The 12375-nt window shown below is 64.5% G+C and carries 10 protein-coding genes; 1 reads left to right on the top strand and 9 read right to left on the bottom strand.

Annotation, left to right across the window (positions count from 1 at the left end; genetic code table 11):
* Nucleotides 1–75 precede the first annotated feature (75 nt).
* The 8 genes from FN835_RS03895 to purD all read right to left on the bottom strand — a co-directional run bounded on the left by FN835_RS03895 (nucleotide 76) and on the right by purD (nucleotide 9970).
* Nucleotides 76–996: a 2-hydroxyacid dehydrogenase gene (locus tag FN835_RS03895; protein ID WP_142661902.1), complete on the bottom strand. Its 921-nt coding sequence runs from the start codon at nucleotides 994–996 to the stop codon at nucleotides 76–78.
* The gene (rodA, locus tag FN835_RS03900; RefSeq protein WP_142661903.1) at nucleotides 996–2135 is read right to left on the bottom strand and encodes a rod shape-determining protein RodA; all 1140 of its coding nucleotides are present in this window, start codon (nucleotides 2133–2135) and stop codon (nucleotides 996–998) included. Before rodA ends, FN835_RS03895 begins: the two co-directional genes overlap by 1 nt.
* Nucleotides 2132–4075: a penicillin-binding protein 2 gene (gene mrdA / locus FN835_RS03905; protein ID WP_142661904.1), complete on the bottom strand. Its 1944-nt coding sequence runs from the start codon at nucleotides 4073–4075 to the stop codon at nucleotides 2132–2134. The genes rodA and mrdA overlap by 4 nt, the downstream gene beginning before the upstream one ends.
* Before the next feature lie 3 nt (nucleotides 4076–4078).
* Nucleotides 4079–4609, bottom strand: a complete 531-nt coding sequence (locus tag FN835_RS03910) for a rod shape-determining protein MreD (protein WP_142661905.1) — start codon at nucleotides 4607–4609, stop codon at nucleotides 4079–4081.
* Entirely contained in the window at nucleotides 4602–5549 is a 948-nt protein-coding gene (gene mreC / locus FN835_RS03915; RefSeq protein WP_142661906.1) for a rod shape-determining protein MreC, read from the bottom strand. Before mreC ends, FN835_RS03910 begins: the two co-directional genes overlap by 8 nt.
* 12 nt (nucleotides 5550–5561) lie before the next feature.
* Nucleotides 5562–6596 (bottom strand): rod shape-determining protein, encoded by a 1035-nt coding sequence (locus FN835_RS03920; protein WP_142661907.1) that lies wholly within the window; start codon nucleotides 6594–6596, stop codon nucleotides 5562–5564.
* A 238-nt stretch (nucleotides 6597–6834) separates the two neighbouring features.
* A complete protein-coding gene (locus FN835_RS03925; protein WP_142661908.1) occupies nucleotides 6835–8397 on the bottom strand; it encodes a 2-isopropylmalate synthase in 1563 nt (520 codons plus the stop codon).
* A gap of 310 nt (nucleotides 8398–8707) precedes the next feature.
* Nucleotides 8708–9970, bottom strand: a complete 1263-nt coding sequence (purD, locus tag FN835_RS03930) for a phosphoribosylamine--glycine ligase (protein WP_142661909.1) — start codon at nucleotides 9968–9970, stop codon at nucleotides 8708–8710.
* Between the two features lie 99 nt (nucleotides 9971–10069).
* On the opposite strand from purD, the gene xseA reads away from it, so the two are divergent.
* Nucleotides 10070–11632, top strand: a complete 1563-nt coding sequence (gene xseA, locus FN835_RS03935; RefSeq protein WP_142662200.1) for an exodeoxyribonuclease VII large subunit — start codon at nucleotides 10070–10072, stop codon at nucleotides 11630–11632.
* Between the two features lie 55 nt (nucleotides 11633–11687).
* Here the strand turns inward: xseA and eda are convergent, their stop codons facing one another.
* Nucleotides 11688–12329: a bifunctional 4-hydroxy-2-oxoglutarate aldolase/2-dehydro-3-deoxy-phosphogluconate aldolase gene (gene eda, locus FN835_RS03940; protein WP_142661910.1), complete on the bottom strand. Its 642-nt coding sequence runs from the start codon at nucleotides 12327–12329 to the stop codon at nucleotides 11688–11690.
* Nucleotides 12330–12375: the final 46 nt, after the last annotated feature.

The raw sequence follows: 12375 nt of genomic DNA on the forward strand, positions 1-12375 counted from the left end.
ACCGCAACCTTAGATTGCGGCGCCGCCATCATTTGCCCGATAACATGCTGCCCCAGCCAGCGTAAACAAACGGTTTCAATAGCCGCGTTTTCTATCGACCAGATGCAAAAGCGGCGCACCCTGCATGGCGCGGCGCAGGTTTTCCGCGGCCACCGGCGCAGCGGTTTCGGCCCGCGTGTCGGCGGCGACATGGGGCGTCACAGTCACGTGCCGATTGGTCCAGAACGGATGGTCGGCGGGCAGGGGTTCGGTGCGGAACACGTCCAGCACGGCATGGCCCAGATCGCCGCGATTCAGCGCCGCCAGCAGCGCCGTGTCGTCGATCAGCGTGCCGCGCCCGGAATTGATGATCGTCGCACCCTTGGGCAGCAGGGCCAGCCGTTCCGCATCCAGCAGGTTGCGCGTGTCCGGGGTGTCGGGCAGCAGGCAAATCAGGATCTCGGCCCGCGACAGGGCCTTGGGCAGCGCGTCGCCTGCCAGCATATCGACGCCCGGAACCTCGCGTCCCGATTGCGACCAGCCGGTGACGCGAAACCCCAGCGCCAGCAGCGCCGTGGCGACGGCGCGCCCCAATTCCCCCATCCCAAGAATGCTGACATTGCGCGACGAGGCAAGCGGCGGCATCACGTCGTTGCGCCACACGCCATCCTGCCGATAGACGTGCATTCCCAGATGCGCGCGCATCGTCCAGCCAAGGCAATATTCCACCATGCCACGCGTCAGTCCCGGATCGACCATCCGGCACAAGGGCTGTGTCAGCGTGGTGTTGGTCACGATCCGTTCGACCCCCGCCCACAGGCTTTGCACCACGCGGGCGCGGGTAAAGGGCGAAAAATCAAGCACCGTGCCATCTTCGGGGTAGCCGGGCGCATAGACCAGCGCATCGAAGCCGGCCGGATCGCCGTCGCGGCAAAGCTCGATCTCGGGGCAGGCATTGCGCAGGGCCGGTGCCCATTCATCCCATTGGCGCGCAGGCGCAGCAAACAGCACCCGCATCAGCGCGGCCTGTGAACATGCGCGGATTGCACGATGCCGAAACCCATCAGCAGGATCATCAGCGAGGTTCCCCCATAGCTGACCAGTGGCAAGGGTGAGCCCTTGGCAGGCAGCATTCCCATCACCGTGGCCATGTTGATGGCGAAATACAGGAAGAATGTCCCTGCGATGCCAATTGTCATCAGGCTGGCGAAGCGGTCCCGGTTGGTCAATGCGGAATGCAGGCAAAAGCCAAGGATCAGCACGTAAAGCGTCAGCAGCGATACCGCGCCGACAAAGCCGAACTCCTCGGCCAGCGAGGTGAAGATGAAGTCGGTGTGCTTTTCAGGCAGGAAGTTCAGCCGCGATTGCGTGCCTTGCATGAAGCCGCGACCGGACCACCCCCCCGATCCCAGCGCGATCTGGGCCTGCATGATATTATAGCCCGCGCCCAGCGGGTCCGAGCCGGGATCAAGGAAGGTGTCGATCCGCCGGAACTGGTAGTCGTGCAGCAACTGCCAATCCGTCCCGCGGCTTTCCATCACGGCGGTCACAAGGCCCACGACAATGGCGATCACCGCGCCAAAATACCACAGGCTGACGCCTGCCGCGAACATGACGATGCCGCCCCCCGCGATCAGCATGACCGAGGTGCCCAGATCGGGCTGCATCAGCACCAGCGCCGTGGGTGTCAGGATCAGCAGGATCGGGATCAGCACCCAAAGCGGGCGCGAGACCTTTTCGACGGGCAGCCAGTCGTAATAAGCGGCCAGCGTCATCACGAAGGCAATCTTGGTCAGCTCGGACGGCTGGATGCGGATCGGGCCGATCACCAGCCAGCGTTGGGCGCCCATGCCGACATGGCCCATCAGTTCGACCAGCACCAGCAACAGCACGCAGATCGCATAGGAGAAAACAGAGATTGACCGCCAGAACCAGATCGGAACGAAGGCCAGCGCCACCATGATGACCATGCCCGCTGCAAACCGCTCCATCTGCGGGCCGGCCCATTGGTCGATATTGCCGCCCGAAACGGAATAAAGCATCAGGAAACCGATGCAACTGACTGCAGTGACAAGGAAAACCAGCGGCCAGTTCAGATGCAGAATCTTGCGCCAGCCGGTCGGCACACGCTCGACCGTATAGTCCAGATAACTCATGCGCGGGCCCGTGCGGTATTGGGTTTCGGCTCGGGCATCAGGTTCATGCGCGACCAGATTTCCTGCACCTTGGCGCGTTCACCATCGGGATAGGCGGTGATCGGTGGCAGGCCGTCGGCCAGCGCAAACAGCAGGATGTCGCGCGCAATCGGAGCGGCCACGGTCGAGCCGCCGCTGCCATGTTCGACCACGACCGAGACCGCATAACGCGGCGTGTTATAGGGGGCGTAACAGACGAAAAGCGCATGGTCGCGGCGGTTCCATGGCAATTGTTCGTTTCGGATTACGCCGCGCGCGCGTTCGGCCGCGGTGATGTTGCGGACCTGACTGGTGCCGGTCTTGCCCGCCATTTGCCATTCGGGCGTGATGATGCGAGACCGCCGCGCCGTGCCGCGTTCGGCATTCATCACGGCGTCCATGCCCCCGCGCACCGTGCGCAGGTTCAGCGGATTCAGCCCCAGCTCGGCAAATTGCGGCACGGGTTCCTGCACGCCGTCGATCGAACGCACCAGCCGCGGGATCACCTCAAGACCCGTGGCCACGCGGGCCGTCATCACCGCAAGCTGCAACGGCGAGGCCAGCACATAGCCCTGACCGATCGAGGCATTGAGCGAATCCCCCACCTGCCATTCCTGATCGTAACGCGCGCGTTTCCACGCGCGGTCCGGGGCGATGCCTTCGGTGATGGCCGACATGGGCAGGTCGTGGCGGACACCGATGCCCATCTTGCGCGCCATGGCCGCGATGCGGTCGATGCCCACCCGTTGCGCCAGTTCATAGAAATACACGTCGCAGGAATGTTCCAGACTGCCGATCGCATCGACGGAACCATGCCCCCCCCGGCTCCAGCAGTGGAAGCGGCGCCCGGCCAGTTGCAGATAGCCGGGGCAGAAATAACGCGTGCCGGCGTTGATCACCCCTGCCTCAAGCCCCGCAAGCAGGGTCACCAGCTTGAAGGTCGAGCCGGGCGGATAAGCCCCCTGCACGGTCTTGTCGGCCAGCGGACGATGGTCGTGGGACATCAGCTCGCGGTAATCCGGGCCGCTGATGCCGCGCACGAATTTGTTGGGATCGAACACCGGAGAGGAGGAGATCGCGACAATATCGCCGTTCGTCACGTCTATCACAACGGCAGCGGCGCTTTCCGTGCCAAGCCGCTGGGTCGCAAAGTTCTGCAGTCGCGCATCCAGCGTCGTCTGCACGGTCGCGCCCTGCTGCCCCTCCTGGCGGGAAAGTTCGCGCATTTCGCGGCCTGCGCTGTTCACCTCGACCCGGCGCGCACCGGCCTTGCCGCGCAGAGCCTCCTCCAGCCGTGCCTCCATCCCGACCTTGCCAAGCTGGAATTCAGGCAGACGCAAGACCGGATCGGGGTTTTCGATCTTGGACAGGTCATAATCCGAAACCGGGCCGACATAGCCCAGCACATGCGAAAAATCGCCCGCGCGCGGATAGCTGCGCGACAGGCCGGATTCCGGCGTGACACCCGGCAGGGTCGGCGCATTCAGTGCGATCGACGAAAATTCCTGCCATGTCAGGCGGTCGGCCACCATGACCGGCGTGACCGCACTGCGACGCCGGATTTCCGCGATAAGATCACTGGCCTGTCGGTCGGTCATCGGGATGATCTTGCGCAGGCGGGCCACCACGGTCGAAAGATCGCCCGCATCCTCGCGCGTCAGGGTGACGCGGTAATTCTGTTCGTTCCCGGCGATGATCGTGCCGTTGCGGTCAAGGATCAGCCCACGTGCGGGCGGCAGCAGGCGTATCTTGATCGAGTTACCGTCGGACAGCAGCCGATACTGCTCGGCATGTTCCAGTTGCATCGACCGCAGCTTCAGCCCCAGAACGCTGACGACCGAGGCCTGAATGACGCCCAGCATCAGCACCCGGCGCGAAATTCCGCGGCTGCTTTCGGCGATTTCCTTTTGCGACTTGCGCATGGCTCAGCGATGCCTCGTGTCATTGTCCCGAAGACCCCGGCGCAGCCCAAGGGGCCAGTGCAGAAGGCCGGTGACCAGCGGATAGGATCCGGCGGTCGCGATATATTGCAAGATGACCTGACCCAGCGGCGGTGTGGGTAACAAGAACAGCGCAAGGGCAAAGCGATAGGCCAGCATCATCATCGCCAGAAGTGTTGCGATCCGCAGCCATTCAATCATGAATGGCAGCTCGCGCCAACGATGCTCGCGCCTGCGCGCGGCCTCGGTCCCGAAAAGCACGATCGCGGCCCAAAGTCCCAAGGGGCGCAGCAGCATGATGTCCTCCAGAAAGAACAGCGCGGCGATGATCGGGGCTGGTGCCAGATCGGGACGGCGCAGCACCCATGCCAGTGTCAGGCAAAGCGCGAAATCCGGGCCGGGCCAGATCGCGCGCCCCGGATTCAGCGGCATCAGCCGCAGAAACAGGATCGCCACGATCAAAAGCACGAACAGGACGATGCCGACAAGCCGCTGGCGCCGCGCTGCCTCAATCATTGGCGATATCCGCGCCGGTATCGGCCGGGGGCAGGGCTGCCGGATCGGTGTTGATCGTTGTGGGCATGGGCGGCCCGATGAATTCGGCGGGCGGAGGCGGGATCAGCAACCCCGTATCGCCCAGCCTTTCGGACGGGTGGCTACGCAGCACGCGCAGAAATTCCAGCCGCCCGTAATCGGCTGCCAGCAACACGCGCAGCCGTCCGTCGCTGGCCATTGCAACCTGCCCGACCAGCAGACCCGGCGGGAACACCCCGCCATCGCCCGAACTGACCACGCGGTCGCCGGGACGCAGGTTCTCGGGGCTTTCGATGAAATCCAGCGCCGGGGCCGAGGTATTGTCGCCCGACAACAGCGCATGTTGACCCGATGGCTGGATCGTCACCGGAATCCGGCTGGTCGGATCGGTCAGCAGCATGACGCGGCTGGTCGTTTCGCCCACGCCGGTGATGCGGCCGACCAGTCCCAGCCCGTCCATCGTGGCCCAGCCGTCCAGAATGCCGTCGCGCTTGCCCACGTTCAGCAGCACCGATTGCCGGAACGCGCTGCCGCTGTCGGTCAGCACCACGCCCGACACGCTGGTCAGTGCCGGGTCGATGCGGACGTTGTTTTGCGACAGCAGCTTGGCGTTTTCCTGCTCAAGCTGGACGGCGGCCTCTTTCCATGCCGACATCTTTTGCAGCTCGCGCCGCAATTCCTGGTTCTGCTCGTAAAGCCGGGCATAGGATTCAAAGCCCGCGACCATGCGGCTAAGTTTCGTCAGAGGCGCCATCGCCCACTCGAAACCCGGCACCACACGGTCGATCACGGCCGAGCGCATCCGCTCGGCCCGTGGGCTGTCGATCTGCCAGAACAGGAATATGCCCAGCAGGAACAGCCCCAGCAGCGAAACCAGGATGCGCCGGACCGGAGCCGCGTAGTCAGGGCCCTTGCGTGCCACGGCGCCGACCTATCAGCTGTCGTAGTCGATGACGTGGCGAAGCTGCTTTTCGAATTCCAGCGCCTTGCCGGTTCCCAGCGCCACGCAGCTCATCGGCTGGTCGGCAAGACTGATCGACAGGCCCGTCTGCTCGCGCAGCGCCAGATCCAGTTCGCCCAGCATCGCGCCGCCGCCGGTCAGCATCACGCCACGGTCCACGATGTCGGCAGCCAGATCGGGCGGCGTCGCTTCCAGCGCGACCATCACGGCTTCGCAGATCTGCTGGACCGGCTCGGCCAGCGCCTCGGCGACCATGGCCTGGGTGATTTCCATTTCCTTGGGAATGCCGTTCAGCAGATCGCGACCGCGCACCATGATCGTGGCTCCACGACCATCGTCGGGCATACGGGCGGTGCCGATCTGCGTCTTGACCCGCTCGGCGGTGGATTCGCCGATCAGCAGGTTGTGGTTGCGGCGCAGATAATTGATCAGCGAATCGTCCATGCGGTCGCCGCCGATCCGAACCGAGCGCGCATAGACCACATCACCCAGCGACAGGACCGCAACTTCGGTGGTGCCGCCGCCAATATCGACGACCATGCTGCCGGTGGGTTCCGTGATGGGCATTCCCGCGCCGATGGCGGCCGCGATAGGTTCCGCGATCAGGCCCGCCTTGCGCGCGCCTGCGGACAGAACCGACTGACGGATCGCGCGCTTTTCAACGGGGGTCGCGCCATGGGGCACGCAGACGATGATCTTGGGCTTCGAGAAGGTGCTGCGCTTGAACACCTTCTTGATGAAATGCTTGATCATTTCCTCGGCGCTGTCGAAATCGGCGATGACACCTTCGCGCATCGGGCGGATCGCCTCGATGCTGCCGGGGGTGCGGCCCAGCATCAGCTTGGCGTCTTCGCCCACTGCCAGAACCTGCTTCTTGCCGTCCTTGACGTGATAGGCGACGACCGAAGGCTCGTTCAGGATGATGCCCTTGCCCTTGACATAGATCAGCGTGTTCGCGGTCCCAAGGTCGATCGCGATGTCGGTGGAAAACAATCCGCCAAATGCCATGTCATTGTCCCTTCTGCCACCCCTGCCAAGGCGGCGGTTTCGCCATCGTTCATCGACGGCTATTGCCCGATTGCCCCGGCGAGTCGCGCCCTGCCGGGGTGCTGGACGTATATGCCGCGATTTGCTGCGCGGGAACCCGAAATCTTTGGCCTGCGCATGACTGCGCCCAGACTGACAATCTCGTGAATGACAAGGGCGGCCGGTGGACCGCCCTTGGTTTTATTCGCCAGAAAAAAGGTCAGTGCGAATACATGCTGACCTGTTTGGCGTCGGCATTCTCTCCGACCATCTCGCGGCGCACCTTCAGGCGATTCAGCGCGCCGACATAGGCGCGGACGCTGGCCAGAATGGTGTCGGTGTCGGCTGCCTGCCCGGTGGCGATGCGGCCATCTTCCTCCATACGCACGCTGACGGTTGCTTGCGCATCCGTGCCCTCGGTTACGGCGTGGACCTGATACAGCTGCAGCACGGCCTGATGCGGCCAGATCGCCTTCACGGCATTGAAGCAGGCATCGACCGGGCCGTCGCCCTCGGCGTGGACGGTCTTTTCCTCGCCGCCGACGATCATCGTCAGATCCGCCGACTGGCCATCGCTGCCACAGACGACGCGCAGGTGCTTGACCTGCAGATAGTCCGCCTCGGTATTGGCGGCGCTGTCCTGCATCAGCGCGACCAGATCGTCGTCATAGATTTCCTTCTTGCGGTCGGCCAGCGCCTTGAAGCGGACAAAGATGTCCTTCAGCTGGTTGTCGCCCACCTCATAGCCCAGATCGCGCAGCTTCGAGCGCAGCGCGGCGCGGCCCGAATGCTTGCCCATGGCGATATTGGCCTCATTCAGGCCGATATCGGCGGGGCGCATGATCTCAAAGGTTTCGACGTTTTTCAGCACGCCGTCCTGATGGATGCCGCTTTCGTGCAGAAAGGCATTCTTGCCCACGATGGCCTTGTTGGGCTGCACCGCGAAACCGGATGCCTGCGCCACGCGCCGCGACAGGCCCATGATCTTGGTCGTGTCGATCCCGGTGTCGAACGGCATGATGTCATGACGCACTTTCAGCGCCATCACGACCTCCTCCAGTGCGGTGTTGCCCGCACGTTCGCCCAGCCCGTTGATCGTGCATTCGATCTGACGCGCGCCCGCCTCGACTGCGGCCAGCGAATTCGCGGTCGCCATGCCCAGATCGTTGTGGCAATGCGTCGCAAAGACGATCTCATCGGCGCCGGGCACGCGCTCCAGCAGCATACGGATCAGGTCGGCGCTTTCGCGGGGCGCGGTATAGCCTACGGTGTCGGGAATGTTGATCGTGGTGGCGCCCGCCTTGATGGCAATCTCAACCACCCGGCACAGATAATCATGTTCGGTCCGGGTCGCATCCATGGGCGACCATTGCACATTGTCGCACAGGTTGCGGGCATGGGTCACGGTCTGGTGGATACGATCCGCCATCTGGTCCATGTCCAGATTGGGAATAGCCCGGTGCAGCGGCGAGGTGCCGATAAACGTATGAATGCGCGGACGGCGCGCATGTTTCACTGCCTCCCAGCAGCGGTCAATATCGGGCAGCTGCGCGCGGGCCAGCCCGCAGATGACGCTGTTCTGGCTGCGCTTGGCAATCTCGGTCACGGCGGCGAAATCGCCTTCGGAGGCGATCGGAAAACCCGCCTCGATCACATCGACGCCCATTTCGTCCAGCATCTGGGCGATTTCCAGCTTTTCGGCATGGGTCATGGTGGCACCGGGCGACTGCTCGCCGTCACGCAGGGTGGTGTCGAAAATCCATACGCGGTTCTTGTCGGTCATGTTCGGAATCCTTCTTACGCTTCAGGGTCCGGGCGCGAACCAAGCTGAGCGGCGGCCCGGAAGACCCGCTCAGCGCAGCGTAAGAAGAAGGAGACCGCGGAGGCTCACGGCAAAACGCGCGCTGATTTGCGCGTTCCGGGTAGTGGCGATGTGTCGCGTCCGAGTCATGGCCCGGACTATAGAACCGCCTCCAGCCGATTGAAAAGACCGAAATCACCCCGCAGACGAATTTCCGGCATGGAACGAAAAGGGGCGGCGCATCCGATGCGCCACCCCTGTATTTCTCAGTTCTTCAAATACCCATGCGACGTTACAACGCGCGCCAACCGATGTCGCGGCGATAGAAACCGCCCGGCCAGTCGATCGCGTCTGCCAGCGCATAGGCGCGGGCATGGGCCTCGGCCAGCGTCGCGCCACGCCCGGTTGCGGTCAGCACGCGCCCACCGACGGCGACGATCTGACCATCCTTAGCGGCGGTCCCGGCGTGAAACACCATATGCGACGAATCCTCGGGCAGGGTGTCCAGACCGGCGATCACGCTGCCCTTTTCATAGCTGCCCGGATAGCCATTCGCGGCCAGAACCACGGTCAGCGCATGATCATCGGCCCATGTCACCGCCGTTTCAGCCAGCCGCCCTTGCACACATGCAAGGATCAGGTCCAGCGCCTGCGCGCCCAGACGCATCATCAGAACCTGACATTCCGGGTCGCCGAAACGAACGTTGTACTCCACCAGCCGCGCGCGGTCATTCTCGATCATCAGACCGGCATACAGGATGCCCTGGAACGGCGTGCCGCGCCGCGCCATTTCGGCCACGGTCGGACGCACGATCTCTGCCATGACCTGATCCTGGATGGCCTGTGTCAGGACCGGGGCGGGGGAATAGGCGCCCATGCCGCCGGTATTTGGACCGGTATCGCCGTCGCCCACGCGCTTGTGGTCCTGCGCCGTGCCAATCGGCAGACAATCGGTGCCGTCGCACAGGATGAAGAAGCTTGCTTCCTCACCCGCCATGAATTCCTCAATCACCACCTCGGCCCCGGCATCGCCGAACGCGCCGCCAAATGCGTCGTCGATGGCAGCAAGCGCCTCATCCTCGGTCATCGCGACGGTCACGCCCTTGCCGGCGGCCAAACCATCGGCCTTGACGACGATGGGGGCACCCTGCGCGCGGATATAATCCCGCGCCGGTTCAGCCGTATCAAAGCGCGCCCAGGCGGCGGTCGGCGCATAGCAGGCGTCGCAAACCTCCTTGGTGAAGCTTTTCGACGCCTCCAGCATCGCCGCAGCTTTCGACGGGCCAAAGACCGGAATATCCGCGCGGCGCAGATCGTCGGCCACGCCAGCGGCCAATGGCGCCTCGGGACCGACCACCACCAGATCAATGGCATTGTCGGCGCAAAAGCGGATTACCTCGGTCCCCGACAGAATATCCAGGTCGGCCAGACGGGCCACGGCCTCCATGCCGACATTGCCGGGGGCTGCGAACAGGCGGTCGCATTTCGGGTTCTGGCGGATGGCCCATGCCAGCGCATGTTCGCGCCCGCCACTGCCAAGGATCAGGATGTTCATGCGATTGGCCCCTTGTCGCTGGTTGCCGCCTTCTAGGAACTGGCCAGCGCCGGATCAATCCCCTTGATCCCACGCAGCGACCGCGCCAAAACCGCAAATATGGAACTTTTCGAAGACAGCACCCCCGGCAGCAACGCGCATGAATTCACCGTGTCCGAGATTTCGGGCGCGGTGAAACGTGTCCTCGAAGGCGAATTCGGCCGCGTCCGCGTGCGCGGCGAAATCGGGCGCGTGTCGCGTCCCTCATCGGGGCATCTTTACTTCGACCTGAAGGACGACCGTTCTGTCATCGCGGCGGTGACATGGAAAGGGCAGGCATCCAAGCTCTCCACCCGCCCCGAGGAAGGGATCGAGGTCATCGCCACCGGGCGCCTGACCACATTCCCCGGCCAGTCGAAATACCAGCTCATCGTCGATGAGATCGAACCTGCGGGCGCGGGCGCGCTGATGATGATGCTGGAAAAACGCCGCAAGGCGCTGGCCGCCGCGGGTCTGTTCGATGACGCCCGCAAACGCCCGCTGCCCTATCTGCCACGCGTGATCGGGGTCGTCACCTCGCCCTCGGGCGCGGTGATCCGTGACATCCTGCACCGCCTGCGCGACCGCTTTCCAACCCGCGTGCTGATCTGGCCCGTGGCCGTGCAGGGCGAAGGGTGTGCCCCGCAGGTCAGCGCCGCCATTCGCGGCTTCAACGCGCTCACGCCCGACGGCCCGATCCCGCGCCCCGACCTGATTATCGTCGCGCGCGGAGGCGGCAGCCTTGAAGACCTGTGGGGCTTCAACGAAGAATCCGTGGTCCGCGCCGCTGCCGAAAGCACCATCCCGCTGATTTCCGCCGTGGGTCACGAAACGGACACGACCCTGATCGACTTCGCCTCGGACCGCCGCGCGCCCACGCCCACCGCCGCCGCCGAGATTGCGGTCCCCGTCCGCGCCGAACTGGCCGCGCGGCTTTCGGAAAACGCCGCCCGCATGATCCGCGCAAGCCAGACCCGCCAACAGCGTCAGCGCCAACGCCTGACCGATCTGGCGCGGGCATTGGGACGTCCGCAGGCGCTGACCGACCCAGCGCGGCAACGCTTCGATCTTTTTGCCGAACGGCTGGAACCCGCGTTGCGCGGCTTCGTCCGCACCCGGCGCGAACGGTTGAACGCGCTGCCTTTGTCGCTGTCGGTCCTGCGTGCCAGCCTGCGCAACCGGCGCGAACGGCTCGACGATCAGTCCCGCCGCCTGCCGCTATGCGCCCTGCGCAACCAGACCCGCCAACGCGAACGCCTGGTCAGCCTGGCCGAGCGATTGGTCCGGGCGCGAGGCCGCACATTGGCCGATGCCCTGCGCGGCATTGCGCGCGACCGCGAACGGACCCAGCTGCTCGCCCGCCGGATGGATGCTGCCGCAAGCCGCCTGCTGCCGCCGCGTCGCGAAAGGCTGGAACGCATCGACCGCCTGCGCCAGACCCTGGGCTACAAGGAAACGCTGCGCCGGGGCTTTGCCGTCGTGCATGGCCCGACCAGCCTCATCACCAGTGCAACCGAGGCCGCACAGACTCCGCGTTTCGACATCGAATTTGCCGATGGCCGCATGACAGCACGCCCCGACAACGCACCGCAGAAACCCGCGCGCAAAGCCGCAGGGCCAAAAGATCAGAAATCGCTCTTCTGACTTCTTTGTTCTGAAAATACCCTGGGGGTCCGGGGGCAGCGCCCCCGGCCTTGCCTTAACCGCGCAGGCTTGCGGCTTCGCGGGCGCGTGCCTCAATCGCGGACCAGTTACCAGCGGCGACCTCGGCATCGGGGGAAATCCAGCTGCCGCCGACGCAGATGACATTGGGCAGCGACAGATAATCGGGCGCGTTCTGCGGCGTCACGCCGCCGGTGGGACAAAAGCTGACCTGCGGCAGCGGACCTGCCAGAGATTTCAGAGATTTCGCCCCCCCAGCCGCTTCGGCCGGGAAGAATTTCAGCATCCGATAGCCGAATTCCATGGCCCGCATCACCTCGGATGCGGTGACGGCGCCGGGCAGCAACGGCAGGTCTATATCGTCGCAGGCCCGAACCAGCGTTTCGGTCAGGCCGGGGGCCACGGCAAAGCTTGCACCGGCATCGCGCGCGCGTTTCGCGTCATCCGGCGTCAGGACCGTGCCCGCGCCGACATGCCCGCCCGGAACCTTGGCCATCGCGCGGATCACGTCCAGCGCGGCTGGGGTGCGCAGCGTCACCTCCAGCACCGGCAGACCGCCCGCGACCAGCGCGGTCGCAAGGCCCTCGGCGCGGGCGGCGTCGCCCACCACCAGCACCGGGATCACGGGCGCAAGTTCGCATAGCGCACGGCTTTTCTGGGACTGGATTTCCGGTGTCATGGCTTGCCTCCGTCATTCATGCCACGCGCAAACTGCGCCTTTCCGA

It is taken from the genome of Paracoccus laeviglucosivorans (genome assembly GCF_900182695.1).
GTDB classification, from domain to species: domain Bacteria; phylum Pseudomonadota; class Alphaproteobacteria; order Rhodobacterales; family Rhodobacteraceae; genus Paracoccus; species Paracoccus laeviglucosivorans.